A 22,174-nucleotide genomic window follows, 5' to 3' on the forward strand; every position below is an offset into this window, starting at 1 on the left:
TCATGAAGGAGCTCGATGTACGTGGGACTATTGGTTATGTAAACAATCATCAAGAAACCATCAAATTGGTCGAAGATGGCTTAGTGAACCTTGAGCCCTTTATTACTCAACGTATCAAATTGGATGATTTGATTGCTAAAGGCTTTGAGACTTTAATTCACAACAATGAATCAGCAGTGAAAATTATTGTGAACCCAAACCTGTAAACGGTAAGGCAAGGGGATATCTGGCTAGCTAGGGGGTTTTAATCCGCACGTTAGAATTAACCAAATCTCAAGTTGCCCAAATTTACCTAGGAAATTTTAGACACACGGTGACACTCCTAAAGCGATTTAAAGTACTTGTGCCAATTGATTATGACGGTACCTAAAGATTTTACCAGAATCATAGCGAAGGACTAAACAAAACAATACCTCTGGGAGTCAACTCCCAGAGGTATTGTTTTGTTTGTCATACAGACAAGGTTTTTAATATCTGGTTCTTCGTTAAATTGGTTAGGCTTTTCTTGTCATCATTTAGCATAAGCATTTTAATTATTTCGAAGTTAGCACTTAGTACATCCTCATAAGACGCTAAGCTTACGACGATCCTGGGGTTGTTCACTATGAACACCGCTATAGTCATCAGATGCAAGGTTTTGCAGGCGGTACTGAGAAGCAGCAAATCATCGCAAGTCTCTTAAAAGGTGACCATAGCTATTCTGAAATACAAGTCGTGGCTAAGTGCTCGAGTAAGCTGATTGCTGAGATGCCTCAAAAATTAAAGAGTGCTTATGAGCAGTAACTATCTACCTATCACTATAAAAAAGCGCCTAATTTCAAAATCAGGCACTTTTTTTAAGCTGTCATATCCTTACTTAATAATGATAACGGCACTGAACGATAATAATCGCATCATCTTGAACTTCATAAACCAGTCTATGCTCTTGATCAATACGACGAGACCAGTAGCCTGCAAGGTCGTGTTTGAGCGGCTCAGGTTTGCCAATACCCTCAAATGGGTCACGTTTGATGGCTTTGATCAGCTTACCGATCTGTTTAACTTTGTCTTTACTAGTTTTTTGCCAGTATTCATAGTCCTCCCACGCGTCTGCCGTCCAAGATAGTATCAAGCGTCTACCTCGTCATCAAAAGTGAGAGGTATATCTTTGCTATCAATCTCACGTTCAATAAAGCGACCAGCTTTAGCATCAGCAATAGAGCGTCTGAGACGCTTGGCATTGGTAGTGCTGCTTAAAAGATGCAGTGTTTCCTCATACGAGTTAAACTCTTCTAGACTCATCAATACCGTCGGTTTGGCGTTTTGTCTGGTAATGAGTATCGGGCCTTTATCCGTATCTACCTTATCGATATATTTGGCTAAACTCTTTCTAAAATCAGTGTAGTTCACAACGTCCATAATAGTTACTCCACATTTAATTATGTTGGTTATATGGTCTATCATTATAGATTAATTACCGCTCTAGTATACACTATATATGTACTTATTTCTGTACATATATAAGGGAAGAGCAAAGGGATGCTTTGATATGTGTTTATGTATACCTTTTAAAACGTACGTATGAAAGCTGACATATTTACCTTGTTTTAAATTGTTTGATGCATTTGCCGCATTATATTATCGATAGAACCAGAGTTTACTCAAATACTCAAATACTTAAATACTTAAATACTTAAATACTTAAATACTTAAATACTTAAATACTTAAATACTTAAATACTTAAATACTTAAATACTTAAATACTTAAATACTTAAATACTTAAATACTTAAATACTTAAATTGTCTGAAAAGTGTAACGCTTATTGTCAAGTTAGGGCGTGTCCTCATTTTAAATCTTCAATTATAGAATGTTGAGCTTCCGAAAACATTAGGACATTTCGAATAAATCTAAATTACATCTAAGATATCGGAGGCAATTTCTTCGAATCAGGATATGTGATTAAAATCTACAAAATTAACCACTATGTATCTGATAGCATTGTGTCTATAAAAAGCCTAGATTAACACACCAAGTGCAACGCTAATTAATGGAATAAAACACCTGGTTTGGCGTTTAACCTGTCTTCAATATTTTGCACCTCATCATCAGATACTTGTCTAAAATCACATCCTTTAGGCAAGTACTCTCTAATCAAGCCATTGGTATTTTCGTTTGTTCCTCGTTGCCATGAGGCATAAGCATCAGCAAAGTAGAACCCACTATAGAGTCTTTGCTTAATGGCTTTATGATCCGCAAATTCCTTGCCATTATCGGACGTAATCGTCTTAACGTGTAGTCTCACTGGAGTGAGCATAACTACCATCGCATCTGCGACCAGATGAGCACTCTTTTTAGTCACTCGCTTCATCTTAACCAAACCTGTCTTTCGCTCTACTACTGTCACGATAGCTTGTTTGTGGTTTTGACCAATGATGGTGTCCGCTTCCCAATCACCGATGCGGGATCGCTCTTTTACCACATGAGGGCGCTCATGAATTGAGATCCTGTCATTAATACGCCCACGAGTCTCAGTGGTAAGCCTTTGACGATAGGGTTTGGCTTTGCGTCTTAAATATTGCCATAGCGTGCCGCCTTGCCTCTTATCAGTCCATGAGTAACGATAGATACTCATGTGACTGACTCCACTATGAACGCCTGCTATTTGCTCAGGACTCCACTGCAGTTTAAGCTTAGTCACGACCCAGTCCCAGACGTTTAAAATGATGGTGAAGGCATTATTTGCTCGCCTCGCTTTAGCTGTATTGTCTGCATGCTTTGCTCGGTAGACTCGTAGGCTTTTATTGCGTCTAAGCTCTCTTGATATGGTGCTTGGACTTCTGCCTAACGCCCCTGCTATAAACTTAATACTATGTTGTGCCCCTCTAAGGGCATAAATCTGATATCGTTCCCCTAGGCTTAGATGTGTATAGTTCATGGTTGCAATCTCACTTTGGCGGTGGATAGTAGCTTTGATGCTAGCGCATCTAGGCCTACTTTTCACCTGCTCTTTGAAGTTGCACTTCATGTGTTAATCTAAGTTTATTATTAAATGACTATAATTGACTACTACAGTCGCTACAAAAACAATGCAAACTTGAAGCTTGTAAAGGATATACCCATTGTCTTAGAATGGCATTGTTAACGATAATGTCTATTTTGTTAAGTATTCTTTCTAAAATCTTTTAAACTGATGTTTTAAGTTAGCACACCTCCTTACTTATAAATGTTACCTATGCATCATCAGCATGCTGGTAATACGATGACCCTATCATGTCTACTAAGCGCCACAAGCTTGTTTTACGATATTCATCACCGATAACGATGTGGTTCGGCATGTTGGTCGCATGTTTTGCTTGGATCATGCACATCACGCTGTTGCTCACACCTCTATGGAATGATAATGCCCACTTAGGTCATGGTATCTGTGCAGAGCTTGCACCGATTGTATCGGCAGCCAAACAGTATGAGCAAATACAGACTGATATTGCGCAAACGAATCACAACATACCCATTGATAGTGCCGCTCGTCATTTCCTTCATCATAATGCATCCTTATCTTTAGCATCGCCTGCGACCGTTAAGCCAGTCATAACGGTTGATGCTGCACCTTTACAGGAAGCCTTATATAGCAAAGATAAGATTGAAAGCTCTGAATCTAACCCTGATGCCGTAAAATACAGTGGCTGCGACCTTTGCACTGCCATGTCTGCGGCACTATTGCCAGTCGCTTTTACACATACTGACTCGGCTTTGATTGAGCTATCTACTGTCTCAGTCACGTTTTTGTATCGCTCACATACCTGCTCTCCTAGTAATTTTTTACGACCCCTCGCACGCGCTCCACCATCAGACACACCCATATAATTATCCATATTTATAGTCAAATATTTTTAGAGCATTAATGACAATGCTCTCAATCAACGCGCTCATTTGACGCTCTGATTGAGGCACTTGTACCTATTTGCCTAAAATACTGTACTCAAAATACTATCTATTTATATCGGAAAATATTCGGTAAGTGCCTACTCTAAGCCCATAAATAGCTTGGCCTATCTTGCCTCTTGGTAAAAACTGAATAACCGATTTCATAAAATATTTTTGCGAATTTCTGGGAAAATAAGATGTTATCTTCATCAATGAACGCTGTACCTATTTTAAAACTAAGTGTTTTAGCTTTGTCTTTATTGCATATCAGTAGCGCTTATGCGGATTCCACAACCGTAAAAGCGCACATGCCTACTACGGATGATGAGCCACATATCCGATTGCCAGAAATCGTCGTTTATGCGACAGCAGCGGATAAGCCGTATAGTACCGATGCACTTGGAACAACAGCCAGCCTTAATCAAAAATTTATTAGCAGCAAACAAGTGGCAAGCAGTGATACGGCCACTATACTGACAAAAATACCCGGTCTGAATGTACAAAGTGCCGGTGGCATCTCAAACTTGCCCGTGATGAGAGGCTTGGCGGACAACCGTCTGCGTATCTTAGTGGATGGCGTTGACTCAATCGCCTCTTGTCCGAACAGTATGAACTCACCCTTGTCTTATATTGCGCCAAGCGCTATAGACAAGACCACCGTTTATGCAGGTGTGACGCCTGTGAGTCTCGGTGGTAATAGTATTGGCGGTACTATCGTTGTCGAAACAGCAGAGCCTATCTTTTCAACGGATAGCGACATACTAACTTCAGGTGAAATTGGCACATTTTATCGTAGTAATGGTGACGCCTATGGGGCTAACTTGTCGACCACAGCGGCAAACGATCAGCTTAGCCTCACCTATAAAGGCAGCTTCGCACAGGCAGATAACTATAAAGCTGGTGGTGATTTTAAATCTTATACCCAAACAGGTAACCCTAATAAAACATTAGCGAAAGACGAAGTTGGTTCAACCGCTTATGAAAGCAAAAATCAGTCATTAGACATTGCTTATAAGAGTGGCAATCATCTGCTACAAGGAACTTATCTGTGGCAAAACGTCCCAAAAGAGCTATATCCAAATCAGCGGATGGACATGCTCGACAATCAGCTTGACCGCATTAATTTGCGTTACAAAAGCGAGTTAAATTGGGGGCAGTTAGAAGCACAGGCCTATCATGAAAAAGTCGATCACTATATGAACTTTGGAGACGACAAACAGTTCTTATATGGCGCCGCCACAGGCATGCCTATGAATACTAATAGCAAGACTATTGGAGCCAATATTAAAGGTATTATCGATTTAACCAACCAAGGCACGATCAATATAGGTGCTGAATATCAAGACTATACCCTTGATGACACATGGGCGGCATCTGGCGACGGTATGATGTCGCCAAATGACTTTCAAAATATCAACAATGGTCAACGTCAGCGTATCGGTATCTATGGCGAGTGGGAAAAAGCCATCTCTTCTGAATGGACGACCCAGCTTGGTGCGCGCTATGAAAACGTACGTACCAGTGCTGATGAAGTACATGGCTATCAAATCGGTGGTCAAAACAATATGACCAATCAGCTGCGAGATAGCGCTAACTTTAATGTCAGTGACCGTAGCAGCACTGACCACAACATCGACGTTACCGCGATTGCCCGCTACAACATTGATGCACAAAAAACCTTAGAATTGGGGCTTTCTCATAAAGAACGCACACCCAGTCTCTATGAGCGTTATACGTGGTCGACATGGCCCATGGCGGCTGTCATGAATAACACTGTTGGTGATGGCAATGGCTATTTTGGTGATCCTAATCTGCGTTCTGAAAAATCCAATACACTGTCTGCCACCCTAAATTGGCGCGGTGCTGGAAATAGCTGGGGTGTCAAAGCCACGCCTTACTATTCAAAAATAGATGACTATGTCGATGCCGTACAGTCGGATCGTATGACGAACACAGCGGCTGACACTCACACCGCCGACCAATACAACGTACTGCGTTATACCAACCAAGATGCTGAGATATACGGCATCGACCTGACAGCCGATCGAGAATTGACATCCAATGCTTGGGGAAACTGGGGGATATCCGGATCACTTAACTACACCAAAGGAAAAAATAAAGACAGCGGATCAGACTTATATAACATCATGCCATTCAATGGCAGTGTTGCCCTAAATCGGGAAAACAACGGTTGGAAAAACCAAATTGAAGTGGTTGGTGTTTCAGCTAAAAAGGATGTATCCACCCCTCGCAACGAAATTAAAACAGCAGGCTATGGCTTATTAAATCTCAATACAGGCTATCAGTTCAAACAGGTAGCGATTGAGGCTGGTATCGACAATGTCTTTGACAAAAACCATGCCCTACCTTTAGGCGGTGCCTACATGGGGCAAGGTAGAACTATGTCTATGAATAAGGAGATAGATGGCAGCTCTAACTGGGGCACGGCTATACCTGGCGCGGGTCGCTCATTCTATGTAGGTGTTAACTATAAGTTTTAGGTGTCATTAAGATAGATTGTTAACTGACTTTATTTCTCTTATACCATTTCCAAAAATTAGAATAATAAGGATAACTTTTTTGACTATGACCGCTAACAGGCTTAGCAAGTCTAATAAAGTTAATCGTATTTTTGGATTTGGTATTATATTATAGGAAGCACTTTCATGACTATGGCACTATTAATTGCAGCATTCTTAATGGGATTTTTTGGCTCGCCGCATTGCTTAGGTATGTGTGGTGGTATCGTGACTGCATTCGGACTATCGATGAAAGAAGCTAGTCCAGCAAAAAAACGCGGCCTCATTGCAACTTACCATCTAGGGCGCTTACTCAGTTATGCCCTATTGGGCTTAATTGCCGGTGTGATTGGCACCACAGTATTAACGCACCTAATGGTTGGCAATAGCACACCTCGCATCCTACTAGGGTTGGTCTTGGTATTTATAGGATTAACCATGCTAGGTTTGCCTTTTTTGAACAAGCTTGAACGTCTTGGTATGCATTTTTGGCAAGCTTTATCACCTCTGCGGCAGAAAGCATTCCCCTTAAACACCTTTCCTCGAGCATTAACAGCAGGTTTATTATGGGGATTTTTACCCTGTGGTCTCGTTTATGGCGCATTACTTATGGCGGTCGTCGGTCATGACCCGCTCACAGGTGCCGTGTTAATGTTTGTCTTTGGTCTAGGAACCGTACCCATGCTCGTCGCTACGCACGGAACGGTCAACTGGATGCGCAATCAAATCGGGCGTTTGCGCCTAAGGCAAGTGAATGGCGTAATCATGATGTTATCTGGCTTAGCCGTCATAGCGGTGCCGATGATCATGGCCAATATGCATGGTGGACACGGGCAAATGAACCATGAGCAAATGAACCATGAGCAAATGAACCATGAGCAAATGAATCATGAGCAAATGAATCATGAGCAAATGAATCATGAGCAAATGAATCATGAGCAAATGAATCATGAGCAAATGAATCATGAGCAAATGAATCATGAGCAAATGAATCATGAGCAAATGAATCATGATTGATAAAAAATGTCTTTCATGTAAATAATAGACAATGATATTTTAAACTATCGATAGGGCATGTTTAGCCTGCCCTATTTTTATCTAATAATGCGCCAACCTCTGAACTTAGCAAAGAAACCCTTAAGTCTTTCAGAAAAATTCAAAGCCTCCGATTCTGTTACCTCCTCGACATGATGACGAGCCGCCAGTACCGGCTGTTCTAGCAATCTTTCGTGATGATCAAAAGCGCGATCCAGACTGATACTCATGATAGAGAAGTTGGTCGGCCGTGGTAGACAACGATATACCTGACCTTTGTTAATTAAATCAATGACCATATGGGCATCTTTGAATTCAGTCAACATAAGAACCATCAAATCTGGCTGGATGTTTTTTAAGGCATAAACAATGGGGGTAATATTTTCTTTATTGAGCGTCGAATCCGTAATCGTGACGCCAAAGCGTTTCTTTTGTAATAACTTTGCTGCCTGTTCAAGGTTACTGGCCCAACTCACGGTATAAGCACTCTTAAAGTGACTTTTTATTTGCTGATAGACGCTCTCGTCGTCATCTAATACCAATATATTACGATTGCTACCAGTACTGCCACCACTAACTTGTTGAGTATCATTACCTTGCATAGTGTTTTGGGTGATTTCTTGAGTTTGCTGAGCTATTTCTGTGGCTTTATTGACGATTTGTTTAAGCTCATCATTCTGCCATGGCTTTGTAATATAACGATAAATTTCGCCCTCATTCACAGAGTCAATCACTGCATTCAAATCAGCATAACCGGTCAGCAAAATACGCAGCGTATTTGGTGAGGCCGCTTTGATATCACGTAACACTTCTGTACCTTGCTTATCTGGCATGCGTTGGTCGCTGATGACCACTTGCACATCATGCTCGCTAACATACTTCATCAATTCGCTAGCATCAGTGGTGATAAATACATCATGTGACTGGCGAAAATGCATTTTTAAACTGCGTAAAATGCGTGGCTCATCATCGATAAAAGCGATTTTTGGTTTTTGCATGACGCTCTCTTTAAATAAGTGATTGGAAGTCTCTCAACTTTCAAATAAAGCTCGTGAAGGTTTAGGTTCATGAGCGCCAGACTGTATCGGTAGCGTGAGGGTAAATGTCGTGCCCTCCCCAACTATTGAGCTAACCTCAATGCGTCCATCATGTTGCTCCATAATTTGTGCCGTAATGGCCAATCCCAATCCTGTGCCATCGCCTGCTTTTTTGGTGGTAAAAAACGGCTCAAAGATATGATTTAAAACATCCTCTTTGATACCAGATCCATTGTCTATAATGCGTACCACAACATGTTGCTGCGCCTTATCAACAGACGACGTGACTTGTAATGTCCCTTTATGATCACTCGGTATGGCCTGGGCGGCATTATTAAATAGGTTTAATAGTACTTGGTTGATTTGCGAAGGATTACATTGAATCAGCGGCAGCTCTACTAGATTGGTTTCGACGTCTAGAGTTTTTAAATTATTGCGCGCCATAATCAATGAGGTATTGATGCAATCATTGATATCGACATCTTTTACCTTAGATTCATCAATTCGAGAAAAGTCGCGCAAGCTGACGACCAGCTCGGCAATCTGATCGACGCCGTAAAGTCCATCTTTAATCAAATCGGCCAAATCCTCACTGATCTCATCTTCTTTAATTTCCTCGCAGCACTGCAAGGTCTCCTCTATCAATTGAGTCACTTGCGCTTGGTCAGTCTCTGGTTCTTTTAACGCATGCAATAATTGATCAGTATGTTGTAGCAACTCATCAAAACGCATAAGGTTATCGCCAACCAATTCCATGTTACTACGCACGTAGCCTAGCGGCGTGTTGACCTCATGCGCCACACCTGCCACCATTTGGCCAAGGGTAGCCATTTTTTCAGAACGCACCAGATGCACTTGTGAGGCTTTTAACTCATCCATGGCTTGCTGTAAATCTTGTGTGCGGGCGGCGACTTGTTTTTCTAGATGAACATTGATTTCAGCAAGTGCGCCTTCATTCTCGACGACGCGATCAATCAATTGATTGGTCTGCTCACTAATAACTTGAATCTCACTGACATTTGAATGAGGAAGTTTGTGCGCGCTTAATTGTTGATATTTTTTTTGCTCAATTAACACCCCCATGTCAGCCACTGACTGTGCCATGTGCTTTAGCGGCCGCGTAAAGTAGCGACGAAATACCCATGCGGTCAACAACAAGATAGGAATGAAGCCCAACAGCATGGCTTGAATCAGTTTATTAGACAGGGCATTTGCCACGCTCATCAGGTCATTATCAGGCTTGACGATAACCATCTTCCAATATGTAAACGGCATGCGAAAAACAAAGGCGGTGGCGGGCTGCTGCAACAAAAAGTCATTGGGCACAGCGATGGTGTCGACCAAATGACTGTCTACCAAATTAAACGTTTGATCGATATTTAACAGCAATAATGCTGAGAGCAATTTGGACTCTTGCTCGCTGATTTTATTCAGATTGGTCGTACTTAGAATACTACGAGCAGCGAGCGTATAGCGGCTTTCATCTTTAGTTACTGCCTCGTCTATCAGTGTCTGATTAATACTATCTAGACTGTCCGCAATAGGGGCAAAGCTAGGGTTGCTCTCAGCTAACTGCCGTGCCGTTACGACCTGGCCCTGACCGCTATCTTTAGTTGCGTGCATGACCATCGACTGATCTGGAAAGGTCAAAAACCGATTGTCCAAGTCTACTAAAAAGACATAACCACCGAGCTTATCTTGCCACTTTTTCATCGCCTCACCGAGGTTGTCTAATAGCAGATTAAAACTTACAACCCCATCAAAAGCTTGATTGCGACTGTCATACAAAGCCTTGGCGCAAGTCATCATCGGCTGATTACTCATTGGATCGACATAGGCACGACTCCAAACACAGTGGTCATGACGCGCGTACATTGCAGGAATGTACCACCAATCACGATAATAGGGATTGGGAGTTTGGCGCGCTTGATTGTAACGCACTAATGGCTGCATGCTACCTGACTCATCACGTGCCCATACAAACGACTGGCGCTCTCGGCCCTGAGCGTACATATTGGGGTCAAACCACACGCCGCCGCCTACAATGCGTTGATCCGTTTGTTGCATGAGATTGCCAAAGGTTTCTTTATAAAGGGCGTCTTCTTTTGGTAAGCCACCAGCCATCGTACTGGTGGCTTTGGCCAATCCGTCGACATGATTGATACTCGCCATAATGCTATTGATGGCTTCGTTACCTGTTTCAACCACTGTCTCTGAGGTCATCTCCAGTATGCGCGGCTTAGCTTGGGTTTCGATGACCCAGTACACCAGCAAAATAATGAGTAAAAAAGCCAATGTTAAAATAATCAGTATACGGGTGGAGATACTACCAAACCGATCAACAACCTTCATAAACACACCTGATATCTATGCGCTAACTGTTATCAACAAATCAGTGAATGACTAAAGATATGAGTGATACGCAACCGCTATTTATAGTGAGCTCAAGAATACGATGCCGTTATGACAATATGATGACAATAATCGTGTTTGACCGTATGTTTGCTATTGCCTCGTTATTCGCGGCAGCCATATGATCTCTTCATTATTTATTCCTGCGACTTTTTTTAGCATAAACGACACTCCTCTTATGGGGAGCATATGTCAGGCTGAACCACCCCGGGATTATCGGAGACTTAACATTCTGAGAGAATACAACAATGAAAAAACAAACCTACACTCCCGAGATTAAAGAACGTGCCGTTTGGATACTAATAGAAGCGGCAGGAGATTATCCCTCCACATGGTCAGCCATTCCTGCCTCAGTACAAACGCAAAGCCAAGAACAACGTATTAAAGAGCCTGAACGTGAAAATAAAGATCTCAAGCAAGCCAACAAAAAAAAGCATCAGCTTTGCGTATAATTTTGTTGGCTTGCTTGAGTGAGCTATGCTGCAGAAACCATAGAGATAAACTCAGCTTTGTTTCTCCAGTTTGATAAGGTTTGCATGGCGATGCATAGCTGCTCTGCAGCCGCTAAGATATTCCCGATGTTCTCTGCTGTTTTCTTAACAGCTTCAGTTTTAAATTCTGTGCTGTAAGTTCTGATTTTCTTAGTCATAGTAAACTCTGACTAATAAGCTTAGTTTACAAATTCTACTTGTACGGTTTCTTCAGCATAGCTCAGTAGTTTGACTTTTACCGTCAAACTGCGTAACTAAAATCTCCCAAGTTTAATTGTACAGATTTGACAGCAGGGCCATAGTGCTTATCTATTACATCCCCAAACCGATCTTTAGAACTCCTTTAGTATAGATCCATAAGAAAAAAGAGGGGGTAGTGAATTACTCTTTAGAGTAATTTTATCGAGGTAAAGCATTACCTAATATGTTCCTTGTGAGTTGAATACTTTTATTCAATAAAGTACAGGGAGTACTGATTATGAAAATAATGATTCACGGTAATTTGGCGTTAGCAGCATATGGGCTATTATTAAGCTCTCCTGTATTAGCGTTTGAATTTGAAAACGGACCAGTCCATGTTCAACTTGAAAGCAATATCAGCGCTGGTATTGGTTGGTCAACAGATGACCCTGACCCCTCTTTAATTGGTGTAGGCAATGGTGGAACTGCCTCTACCCTGTCTTCTGATGATCACCGTCTCAACTTCGAAAAAGGTGATAGTTACACACAAGTCATTAAAGGAATGCATGATCTAAAATTAGACTATAAGAATATAGGTTTATTTGCACGGGGTAAGTGGTGGCACGATATTGAGCAAGAGAATCATTCACAGCGTTTATATGATATTAGTAATGAAGGTCGTGACTCTCACGCCCAGACGTCAGGTATCGAGTTATTAGATGCTTATGGTTTTGCTCGTTGGAAAGTGAATGAGCTAGATGGTGAAATTCGTGTCGGTAATCAGGTGGTTACTTGGGGTGATGATGATTATACTTATGCTTTAAACGACCTATACGCTTACGATGGTAATGCCTACCGTCGACCTGGTTCGATTTTAGAAGAGTCTCTTATACCTGCGCCAGTGATTAAGCTTACTCAAGAATTAAGCCCTAATATCGATATCGACTTATTTTACCAATCTAAATGGCAAAATACGGTTTTAAGTAATTGTGGTACTTTCTTCTCAACGACAGATGTCGCTCAACTTGGATGTAACACAGGTAATCTTATCTACGGCAGCGATTTTCGACCAAACGATCCAGATTACCTCTACATTCCCCGCTTAGAAAACAATACTCCTAAAGACGGTGGCGAATATGGTGTAGCCTTAGGTTTCAGCAACCCTGCCATTAAAAACACTAAATTCAATTTATATGCTACTCGCTATCATAGTCGGTCTCCCTATTATAGTGTAATAACTAGTAGCATTCTGGATGTAAAAGACCCGCTGTTTGATACTGACTTAGTTGGCAATTCACCTATGGCTGGCTACAAAATGGAATACCCTGAGAATGTAGAATTATATGCCGCTACCTTTAAAACAGAATTAGCAGATGGCACTACCAAATTTTCTGGTGAGTTAAGTATACGTCCTAATATGCCATTACAGATTAATAGTACTGATTTGACGTACACAGCTTTGGGTGTCGATAGTATTTCTCAGGAAATTATCGGTAAGCCGATCAGTCCTACGGTGATCCAAGGCAAAGGTAGCATAGCAGAGGACACTTATGTTAAGGGTTACGATCGCCTACCCCTGTCTCAAGCCCAGCTTGCCTTTAGTCAGTTCTTACCTGGTGCATTCGGTACAGAATGGTTTTTGTTTAGAAGTGAAATTGCTGGGAATCATATAGGTGACTTAAAGACCGGACCGGGTGCAGTTCGGTTTGGGCGCGACTCTATTTATGGTTATGGTGAAGTAGGAGCTGAAGGAGTTTGTGAGACGCTACTTAATGTAGACAACCCACAATATTGTAATGGCGACGGTTTTTATAGTAAAAACTCTTGGGGTTATCGTGCCGCTCTTATTACACAATTTCCAAATGTAGGAAATACAGGTGTCAATTTACGACCAATGCTGATATGGGGTCATGATGTTAATGGTTGGGGACCTAATTTCAACCAAGGTTCTAAATCTGTTGAGCTTTCTTTGACGGCTCTTTATAAAGATCGTTATGAGGCCACATTAAAAACTAAAAACTATTTTGGTGGTGACTACAACTATCTGGTAGACCGAGACTTTGTCTCATTAAGTATGGGTGTGAAATTTTAATTGGCTACGTAGTTAGCCAACATTTAGTCTGACATATATAACGTGCGGGCTTATTTAACTTCAAGGAGAATTATAATGAAAGTATTAGCAATAGGTGGTGGCGGTAGTATGGGACGTGCTGCGGTACGGACTATGAAAACCTTTGATTTTATAGAGCAAGTAGTACTTGCGGGTATAGACTATGATCGTGCATCTCGTTTTGCATCTTCTTTAGAGGACGAACGTTTTTCTGCTCAGTATCTAGATATTACTAACATTGAAGAGATGCGACTTGCTATTCGAGAGTGTGATGTCGTTATTAACTCGGCAGGACCTTTCTTTCGCTTTGGTGTACCTGTATTACAAGCCGCTATTGATGAAGGTAAGCATTATTGCGATATTTGTGATGATTGGGAACCTACTTTAGAAATGATGGATTTACATCAGCAAGCTGTTGATAAAGGTGTTGCAGCAGTTATCGGTTTGGGAGCCAGTCCTGGTATCGCTAATATGCTAGCGATGAAAGCCACCCAACAATTGGATCACGTTGATACCCTATATTCTGCTTGGCGCTTATCCAATGCTCATAATGAAGATGACGGTTTCTTTGAAAAAGGCGAAGCTGCTGCGAGTGCGGATGCAGCCACGGTACATTTAGTTCATTGTCTAACAGAGAAAATTCCTTTAGTACAAGACGGAGTCGTAGAGGATCACATGCCTTTGGAGAAACGTAGTTTTAATTACCCAGGTTATGGTTCACTAGATTTATGGAGCATTGGTCATCCTGAAGCAGTGACTTTCCCACGTAAATTCCCAGACTTAAAAAATTGTATGAACGGTATGCTTGGCGTTGAAGCTATCATTGATGATCTGCAGACGATATCTAATCATGTACGTGAAGGCTCTATGACTATAGATGATGCTGCTGCCGCTCTTATGAGTGATGGCGGTCGTGAAAAAAGAAGAGAGCGTTTAAATGAAGTTGAAGAAAGAGATGCTCTAGGTATCGTAGCTTATGCTGAAGGAACAAAAGACGGTCTTCCGCTTCGTGTTGGTGCCACTCTTAAAGCGGTTCCTGCTGGTGGGATGAGTGCAGTGACCGGTATTCCACTGGCTCTGTTTTTACCTTTACTCTTAAATAATAAAATTCAAGGTACTGGTGTGATGTCTCCTGAACAAGCAGTAGACCCTGACGCTTTCTTCAAGCTCTTGGATGGGTTTACAGGCGCACAGGGTTGCGGATTAACAGTGACTTGTGAGTCTGGTATTTAAATCGTGTATTAAAGGTTAAATAAGGAGATCTTGCTATGGATTATTTAAGTTCTCCTAGTACTCTCGATGGTGTCATTGCTCGTCCGCGTTTACTGACAGCTTTGGCGCCAGAAAAAATACTTCAAATTAGGCTGTTGTGCGCTCCAGCTGGGTTCGGTAAGACAGTATTAGCACGTCAGTTCTCTGAATTAGACAGTATTTTTAGAGTGCTAAGAATTTCACTACTCTCTAATCAGCCGTTGACGTCAGCGCTCATCATGACTCGGATTTTGGTAGCTCTAGGGCTACCGGAAACTGAGGATCAAGGGTTATGTGAAAACTTAATTAAAGCTTTAGACGCTTGTTCTAATACTTTAATTATACTGGATGATTATCGGCCTAATGCTGATACTGATGATTGGTTACTAGACTTTATACAACAGAGTAGTAGCCAGTGGTTGATAACGGCTCGTCATAAACCAAAGTGGCCTCTTAGCCGACTTTTATTAGAGGGGCAACTAATAGAGTTAAATAGCGAGGATTTAGCGCTCACAGTGCCAGAACTCACTTCTATCCTAGCGTTAATGTCTCCTGAAGAAAGCTTCTGTGCTAAAAGCTTATATGATCAAACAAATGGCTGGGTTGCAGGAGTTCGTTTATTTCTTTATGCCCAGACTAGTCGCCAATCTCATACGCAAACCAATCTACACCGTTCTCCATATTTACTCGATTACCTTGATCAAGAAGTATTAGGGTTAATGCCTTTATCTGGTAGACATTTGCTTAACGTTATTGCACATGCCCCATTTATTGATAGTGCGATTTGCTCTGTAATATCTGGAGAAACGTTCTCATTACAGCAACTGATAGCGAGACAATCCTTTCTACGCACGTTACCAGGTAGTACTAATCGTTTTACTGTATATGAGACTTTACGCTCGGTATTGAGAGAACGTTACCCTGATGCTAAAAAAGCATTAATTGGTGTGCTCGATTGGCTTGATCTTAGCGAACAAAGCTTAACTTTATTTAGCTATGCTATTAGGGTTTCGGATACTACTCGTGCCGTAAAGGCACTTTCTAAAGTTGCTCTTAATCAACTATTTGCTGAAAACAATCTATCTCTTATTTTATCTGGTCTTAATGAATTAGAAGTAGATGATTTTACTCATCAACCTAAAGCCTTAATCGTTGCAACTCGTTCTTTAATTATGGCTGGTAATTTAGAGTTGGCTGAGTGTTATTTGTCTACTCTTCCAAATCAACAGCAGTGGGTTGGCAGCAAATTGGCTATACAAGCTGAGTTGGCTTTGCATAGAGGACAAGCTCAAGAAGCTTCTCATTTGAGTAGTCAGGCTTTGATTGAGCTTAATAAAAATAAAGACTGGACTCAAATGATTCTATGCTTTTCTTGTATGACGCGGGCGCAGTTGGCTTTAGGTCAGTATGAACAAGCTCAACGTCACCAAATGCAAGGATTAGAATTGGCTCGTCTTAAAGGCAAGATGCTGCTTGAATGTCAATTATTATTAGATCAAGTGCAAGTTGAAGAGTTAGCAGGTCATTTGCATAGAGCTTTGCAAGTACTAGATAAGCTTAAAGTACTAATTGGTCAAAGTGGCGGTTCTACCCTGCTCAGCGGTTCAGAACGTATACGCCACGGATGGCTATTAATGTTAACAGGTGACGATGACGGTGCTCGACTACCCTTAGAGCAAGGACAAGAGTTATCAATGGCATCTGGCACACCAGTATTTTTTTATAGTTATATCTTATTAGCACAGATAGATGCGCGTAATGGTAATCATGAACAGGCACAGCAGCGACTAGCTGAAGTGCAACGAGCCTTATATGCACGAGGTGTATCAGAGCCGATATATCGTAGTGTACTTATCGTAGGAAAAGCTAGTGTTGAGCTATTAGCCCAACAATACCAACCTGTTATGAATATTTTAGAGCGTCTGTGGCAAAAGTATAATGACCCAACTTCACTTACTCCTCCTAGTTCTACTCCTGAACTGTTTGCGTTGATGAGCTTTTTACATGCTCAGGCTCTAACTTCTCAGGGGTCACTAGATAAAGCCATACAAGTATTAACTCAGGTTTTAGAAAAAGCTGAAGGATTCGGCTTTCAAGTTATTGTGAGTCAAGCTTTGATGGCTCTTGGAAAGGCGCGTCATCAACGTGGTGACATACGGCAAGCCGAACGTATGCTCGCCTCTGCAACGGTGATGGCGATTCGTCAGGGACAAGGCCAGATTCTATTAGAGGGTTATTCTAACTCCGCTATAGCGTTTAATGAGAATCCAAAGACGAAAGTACTCCCTACAACCATCACTGCAAGTACTGAAACACTGCTAAGCCCACGTGAGCATATTGTTCTAGAGCTGATAGCTAAAGGTCATTCAAATGCTGAGATTGCAGAAATTTTATCGATTTCACTTCATACCGTAAAGGCCCATGCGAAGCGTATCAATGCAAAATTTCAGGTTAATCGCCGAGCTTTGGCGGTGGCTAGAGCAAAGACACTAGGTTTGCTGATGTAGACACATAGCTTTTCAATATAACAAGGATTTTAATCTTAGGAGATTCAAAGGATGAATCAAAATCGACTTACAGCATCTGGGTTACCAACTCGCTGGTTTGCTCCCTCATATGGCATGGGGAGTCTTGGACCTGCCATATTCATATTAACACCTCAAATTTTACTACTTTTTTTCATGACGGAAATTTTAAGCATTCCCCCTGGTGCGGCAGGGTTAGGAATTCTTATTCCTAAAATTTGGGAGTTAGTATTTGATCCTCTACTAGGACGGTGGTCCGATCGTCTTAATACTCGTTGGGGACGACGACGTCCAATTATGGCAGTCGGAGCTATAGTATTCTCGATTGCTTTTGTCATGATGTTTTCGCCACCGAATCTATCAAGTTGGCAATCAACTCTGGCATGGATAGTAGTATTTTATACGCTAACAAGTACAGGATATTCACTATTTACAGTCCCTTATGCGACATTACTCGCAGAAGTTACAGACAATCCGCATACTCGTACGCGAATAGCTGCTTGGCGTAGTGCTATATTAGCGTTAGGTTTTCTCTTAGCGGGAGCAGTGGCTCCGTTGTTAGTCTCGAGTAAAGGTGGCGGGTATGATGGTTATACTTATATGTCCATTATCATTGCTTTAATTGCTTTTGCCGGTATGGCTAGCGCTGTTATTGGTACTGGCGGAACACCAACCAAACAATCACAGTTAAATGTAAAAAGTGGCTCGATTTTAGCTCCTTTTCAGAATCGAGCCTTTAGCTGGTTATGGATAGCTTTTTTAATTCAAATGCTATCAGTCGCGTTAAGTACGGCAATGCTGCCATTTTATAGCAAGTATTGGTTAGGTAATGATCCTGAGACTATCTCTAAATTATTCTTAGGTTTAACTTTATTAACAGTCGCTACCACTTGGTGTTGGACTTGGCTTGCGCGTCGCATCGGTAAGCATAACGGTTTCGTCGTCGCGACTATTCTTTATGGCGCTGCTACAGCGTCACTTTGGCTTGCCATGTATGGTCCTGTCGGATTTTGGTTCGCAGTAATATTGTTTGGTATAGCCAATGCTGGTCAGCAATTATTTTGCTTTGCGATTGTTCCGGATATTATTGCGCAACAAAGACAAAAAACAGGTGTTGATGATGAGGGCGCTTTTACTGGTATATGGATTTGGGGCGAAAAAATTGGTTTAGCCTTGGGCGCTGGCTTAGCAGGTCTTATTTTACAAGTGGCTGGCTTTCAGCAAGGTTCTGGAAGTACCGTCATTGAGCAACAATCACCTTCGGCATTGCTAGCAGTAGCATTGTCGGTATCGATATTACCAGGGATAATATGCATACTCTCCTTACCCGCCATAATGCTTTCTAAAAAAAGGGTTATTGATATAAGTAGAAACCTCAATCAATATGATTAAAGTTTCTATATATAGTAAAAGCAACTATAAATTGCCACACAGCCTTTCCTAAAAACTGTGTAACTGCTTATAACTCAATAACAGGAGAATAAGCAGTGGCTACTCAATCTGATATTAAAAAACTGGCCGAGCAAATGGCTGTTAGCATGAATAGCTATGATGACATCAAAGACTTCCAAAAGCAGCTCATGCAATCCTTTATCGACACTGTACATAGTAGTAATGTTGAAGAGGGACTGGCTATCTTTAATAAAGGCGTATTTCACTAACTGTGATTTGCGAAGTACGCAGTGGTCTCATTCGAGCATAGCTCTTATCTTGCGTCGGGGCGAAGCAGTGCTTCGCTTCCTTCTTTCATATTTAAGATATCTCATTCATCCTGAGCTGCCTAGCTACTTTGCCGTCGCTGAAACATTATAGTTTTTTTCTGCTCTTTTTTGATAGCTTCAGCATTAAAAGTTACACTAAATGTTCTAAAGTTTCTTCAGCATAACTCACTGAGACGATAGTGTTGAATAGTGTGTATTTATAAGTTATTTAGTCGTGATTAGGAGGTACGGAATATGTGCCAACGACATGTGCAACCAAGTCGCCAAATCCTTCTGAGTACAAGGAAACTTCGCCTACGATTAGCGTACGTCCTACTTTTAGTAAGGTGCACTTAGCAATGATACGTGCGTCTGCTGATGGTTTACGCAAAAAATTGATGGTTAGGCTCGTCGTTACTGTTAAAGGCACAATACCAATTTTACCAAATATCGCTACATAGAGTGCGACATCAGCAATGCTCATTAATACAGGACCAGAGACGGTGCCACCTGGACGCAACTCATCTCTACCAATATCATGCGATAAGATGGAACTGTTATCGTCTACTGCTTCAACTATGCATTTGGTTTGAGGAAATTCTAATGCCAGAAAGGCAGTTATCTCTTCTTTGGTTGCTGACATATATAATCCTTGTAGTGGTCAACTAATTTGAGACAGCTAGTAAAATATTTTGGTTAAAATAACGTCTCTATTTTCCTGCTGGTAGCAAATAGTCATTAAAACTATGTAGTCTCAAAGTTTGATAAGGTCACTATCAGTAATATCTTCGTAACCGCCCTTTAGCATGCATTCTGTTTTAGAGCTCCTGAAGAGCCTTCTAGTTGGGGCGTTATCCCAACAATTACCAAGACGACTCATACTTTGGGTCATGCGATCGCAACCAGCGACAGATTCAGCGAATTTCTTACTGGTATAATGCGTCCCTTTATCAGAATGAAGCAGCACATCACTTAGTTTCAGGCGTGTTTGATACGCTATCTGTAGCGCTTTAGTTATCAGTACACTGTGAGGGGGGGGTGACCCAGAAATACCTCTACATACTGAGCATAAAAATTTAAAACCACCGCTCAGTAGTACCAGCCACCTTTAATATGAATATAAGTAACATCACCCGTACAGACTTGATTGGGCGCTGTTGGGCTAAAGTTTCAAGCTAATATATCGTCATATGTTTGATCAGCGTGCTTGTATTTATGCGTCTTTAACTAACAGCTTTTAAGGCCGATTTGTTAGATCAACTTAGCTATCATATAACGTAAAAATTTGCTGCCATACTTACTCATTAGTATGAGCCTCTACCGATTGCTAGGAATCGTTGAATATTTGACGGATTAACGCCTTGTACTTGACGATTTCTAGGCGGACGGGTGGCGGCTTTAGTCCATAATAGTAACTGCTTTTTATCAAGCCAAATAGCTTACACAGAAGGCCTTTACTCACCCGTTTATTTTGCTCTGCAGCTGGCTGATCAACAATAGCCTTTAAGGTTGTCTAATGCCAGAAGAGCAGAAGCATTTTTAAGATATCGCGCTCCATAGTCAGCCGCTTAACCTATTTACGCAGTTCTTGGAGCTCTCGCTATTCATCCGTTAAGGCATTACCAGTTTTAGGTGCTTGGTCATTCATTGCTTAACAATAATGACTTAGCCATTTCTGCAGGATAGACTTACCTATACCTAATGTATCAGCAACGTCAGGTATTTTATGCTTGTGTTCAACGCCTAAACTGATAGCTTATAACTTGAATTCTCGAGAGTATGGGTTGCGTTTGTTGGTCGTACTATTTTCTTTCTTTTGGTTGGGGCGTGTCCTCAATTTAATCGATGGATATCTAAATGGTCTAAAAATGGCTAAATTTTTCCAAACTTCGTCAAACAGCTGGGTAATATCCCGATATTAACTGCACTATTTTCCTTGTTTGGCTACAATTTATCTCATTTTTATCACCATTTTTAAAATGAGGACACGCCCTAGTATAAACCTCTTATACGCTGTCCAGTTTTATTATGCCACTACAGCTTATATCTGGCTGAAATTATGAATATTCAACACGCCCTAGTTATCCTACCCAATTTTTTGTCTAAACCTCATAGATTCAAGAGTAGCAAGCCATATCAAAGGTAAAATAATCAACGCAGAACCTATTAACAAAGTTACGTTTGGCACTTCGTTAAACCATATGATGCCGACCACCACCGCTCCTAGTAAACCTGAGTATTCCGCACTAGAGACTTTGTACGCTTCAATGTGTCGGTACACCTGTACGCATATACCCGCATAAATCAAAATGAATATATTTGAACTGGCGGCCGTAATCAATGAGCGCCAATCAAATGGCTGTCCTTCCCAAATAGCCAAACCAAGCGCGAATGGGATTCCTAATAAATTGGTCAAAAGTAGCGTTTGATAGACAGTATGATGTTGTGGAAGTTTACGAACTAACAGATTGTTTAGCGCCATGGTTACCGCCACTATAAGGGCAAACACCGCCCCTAAATTGATCTGTTTCGGTTGTACAATAACGAGGATACCAGCAAAACCTAATATAGAGGCTGCGATAGTCGGAAAATTTAATCTGTCTTTATAAAATAAAAAACCCAGTGGTAATACAAATAAAGGGGCGGCATAAAAAATAGCATTCGCAGTCGCAAGAGGCAGTGCTTGAAGAGACAGTACCATGAATATCACACCCAATAACCACACGTGACTACGAACAAAGTGCCATTTTATATTACTGAATAACTTGTTCTTTTTATTAATTAAGCAAAATGGCAACAGCATTAAAACCGCTGTGCATTGACGAAACAGGATAAATTGATATACCGCCGTCTCAGAGGGCAAGGCCTTTATCAAGGCGTCTGAGAAGACCGCAATGATATTTCCTAGTACCAATAGCGTCATGGCAAATGCAACACTCATCTTTGGCATTCTTAGCCTCCCCGCCCTATTCAGAATTCAGAAACTGTTAAAACCCCAATGGGTTCAT

The 22,174-nt window shown here is 41.3% G+C and carries 17 protein-coding genes and 4 pseudogenes; 11 read left to right on the forward strand and 10 right to left on the reverse strand.

Annotated elements, in window-relative coordinates; genetic code table 11:
• Positions 1–206, forward strand: a pseudogene (locus tag JMY09_RS13000) (2,3-butanediol dehydrogenase); the annotation flags it as partial.
• A gap of 244 nt (positions 207–450) precedes the next feature.
• Here the strand turns inward: JMY09_RS13000 and JMY09_RS14835 are convergent.
• The gene (locus JMY09_RS14835; RefSeq protein WP_379606751.1) at positions 451–624 is read right to left on the reverse strand and encodes a phage tail domain-containing protein; all 174 of its coding nucleotides are present in this window, start codon (positions 622–624) and stop codon (positions 451–453) included.
• A 3-nt stretch (positions 625–627) separates the two neighbouring features.
• Between JMY09_RS14835 and JMY09_RS13005 the strand changes: the two genes are divergently transcribed.
• Positions 628–783, forward strand: a complete 156-nt coding sequence (locus JMY09_RS13005; RefSeq protein ID WP_201624207.1) for a hypothetical protein — start codon at positions 628–630, stop codon at positions 781–783.
• A 73-nt stretch (positions 784–856) separates the two neighbouring features.
• On the opposite strand, the gene JMY09_RS13010 is transcribed toward JMY09_RS13005, so the two are convergent.
• From JMY09_RS13010 to JMY09_RS14715, 4 genes are all read right to left on the reverse strand, one after another.
• Positions 857–1,111 (reverse strand): Txe/YoeB family addiction module toxin, encoded by a 255-nt coding sequence (locus JMY09_RS13010; protein ID WP_201624209.1) that lies wholly within the window; start codon positions 1,109–1,111, stop codon positions 857–859.
• A complete protein-coding gene (locus JMY09_RS13015; RefSeq protein WP_201624211.1) occupies positions 1,108–1,398 on the reverse strand; it encodes a type II toxin-antitoxin system Phd/YefM family antitoxin in 291 nt (96 codons plus the stop codon). The genes JMY09_RS13010 and JMY09_RS13015 overlap by 4 nt, the downstream gene beginning before the upstream one ends.
• 628 nt (positions 1,399–2,026) lie before the next feature.
• Positions 2,027–2,917 carry an IS30 family transposase gene (locus JMY09_RS13020; protein WP_201624213.1) on the reverse strand — a complete coding sequence of 297 codons (891 nt, stop codon included), beginning with the start codon at positions 2,915–2,917 and terminating at the stop codon, positions 2,027–2,029.
• Positions 2,918–3,212: 295 nt separating this feature from the next.
• Positions 3,213–3,344: a hypothetical protein gene (locus tag JMY09_RS14715; RefSeq protein WP_265088027.1), complete on the reverse strand. Its 132-nt coding sequence runs from the start codon at positions 3,342–3,344 to the stop codon at positions 3,213–3,215.
• Here JMY09_RS14715 and JMY09_RS13025 point away from each other — a divergent pair.
• The 3 genes from JMY09_RS13025 to JMY09_RS13035 all read left to right on the forward strand — a co-directional run bounded on the left by JMY09_RS13025 (position 3,343) and on the right by JMY09_RS13035 (position 7,442).
• Positions 3,343–3,846, forward strand: a complete 504-nt coding sequence (locus JMY09_RS13025) for a hypothetical protein (protein WP_201624215.1) — start codon at positions 3,343–3,345, stop codon at positions 3,844–3,846. The genes JMY09_RS14715 and JMY09_RS13025 overlap by 2 nt on opposite strands.
• A 257-nt stretch (positions 3,847–4,103) precedes the next feature.
• Complete coding sequence (locus JMY09_RS13030; protein WP_201624217.1) at positions 4,104–6,407, forward strand: TonB-dependent receptor; 2,304 nt, start codon at positions 4,104–4,106, stop codon at positions 6,405–6,407.
• Between the two features lie 165 nt (positions 6,408–6,572).
• The gene (locus tag JMY09_RS13035; RefSeq protein ID WP_201624218.1) at positions 6,573–7,442 is read left to right on the forward strand and encodes a sulfite exporter TauE/SafE family protein; all 870 of its coding nucleotides are present in this window, start codon (positions 6,573–6,575) and stop codon (positions 7,440–7,442) included.
• A 77-nt stretch (positions 7,443–7,519) separates the two neighbouring features.
• Here JMY09_RS13035 and JMY09_RS13040 read toward each other — a convergent pair whose 3' ends face one another.
• Together JMY09_RS13040 and JMY09_RS13045 are read right to left on the reverse strand one after the other, a co-directional pair.
• The gene (locus JMY09_RS13040) at positions 7,520–8,458 is read right to left on the reverse strand and encodes a response regulator (protein ID WP_201624220.1); all 939 of its coding nucleotides are present in this window, start codon (positions 8,456–8,458) and stop codon (positions 7,520–7,522) included.
• Between the two features lie 33 nt (positions 8,459–8,491).
• Positions 8,492–10,849 (reverse strand): ATP-binding protein, encoded by a 2,358-nt coding sequence (locus JMY09_RS13045; RefSeq protein WP_201624222.1) that lies wholly within the window; start codon positions 10,847–10,849, stop codon positions 8,492–8,494.
• 308 nt (positions 10,850–11,157) lie between these two features.
• Between JMY09_RS13045 and JMY09_RS13050 the strand changes: the two are divergent.
• Positions 11,158–11,337: pseudogene (locus tag JMY09_RS13050) on the forward strand (IS3 family transposase); the annotation flags it as partial.
• Positions 11,338–11,414: 77 nt separating this feature from the next.
• Here the strand turns inward: JMY09_RS13050 and JMY09_RS13055 are convergent.
• A pseudogene (locus JMY09_RS13055) lies at positions 11,415–11,558 on the reverse strand (transposase); the annotation flags it as partial.
• 320 nt (positions 11,559–11,878) lie between these two features.
• Between JMY09_RS13055 and JMY09_RS13060 the strand changes: the two are divergent.
• The 5 genes and pseudogenes from JMY09_RS13060 to JMY09_RS13080 form a co-directional block, all read left to right on the forward strand.
• Positions 11,879–13,672 (forward strand): DUF1302 domain-containing protein, encoded by a 1,794-nt coding sequence (locus tag JMY09_RS13060; protein ID WP_201624225.1) that lies wholly within the window; start codon positions 11,879–11,881, stop codon positions 13,670–13,672.
• A 75-nt stretch (positions 13,673–13,747) separates the two neighbouring features.
• Positions 13,748–14,923 carry a saccharopine dehydrogenase family protein gene (locus JMY09_RS13065; RefSeq protein ID WP_201624227.1) on the forward strand — a complete coding sequence of 392 codons (1,176 nt, stop codon included), beginning with the start codon at positions 13,748–13,750 and terminating at the stop codon, positions 14,921–14,923.
• Positions 14,924–14,958: 35 nt separating this feature from the next.
• Complete coding sequence (locus JMY09_RS13070) at positions 14,959–17,448, forward strand: LuxR C-terminal-related transcriptional regulator (protein WP_201624229.1); 2,490 nt, start codon at positions 14,959–14,961, stop codon at positions 17,446–17,448.
• A gap of 114 nt (positions 17,449–17,562) precedes the next feature.
• Positions 17,563–18,858, forward strand: a complete 1,296-nt coding sequence (locus tag JMY09_RS13075) for an MFS transporter (protein WP_227677329.1) — start codon at positions 17,563–17,565, stop codon at positions 18,856–18,858.
• Positions 18,859–18,953: 95 nt separating this feature from the next.
• A pseudogene (locus tag JMY09_RS13080) lies at positions 18,954–19,097 on the forward strand (IS256 family transposase); the annotation flags it as partial.
• Between the two features lie 298 nt (positions 19,098–19,395).
• On the opposite strand, the gene JMY09_RS13085 reads toward JMY09_RS13080, so the two are convergent.
• Both JMY09_RS13085 and JMY09_RS13090 read right to left on the reverse strand, forming a co-directional pair.
• Positions 19,396–19,809, reverse strand: a complete 414-nt coding sequence (locus tag JMY09_RS13085; RefSeq protein WP_201624235.1) for a PaaI family thioesterase — start codon at positions 19,807–19,809, stop codon at positions 19,396–19,398.
• A 1,443-nt stretch (positions 19,810–21,252) separates the two neighbouring features.
• Positions 21,253–22,116 carry a DMT family transporter gene (locus JMY09_RS13090; protein ID WP_201624237.1) on the reverse strand — a complete coding sequence of 288 codons (864 nt, stop codon included), beginning with the start codon at positions 22,114–22,116 and terminating at the stop codon, positions 21,253–21,255.
• Positions 22,117–22,174 lie beyond the last annotated feature (58 nt).

Origin of the sequence: Psychrobacter urativorans, from assembly GCF_904846695.1 — a bacterium.
GTDB classification, from domain to species: Bacteria; Pseudomonadota; Gammaproteobacteria; order Pseudomonadales; family Moraxellaceae; genus Psychrobacter; species Psychrobacter urativorans.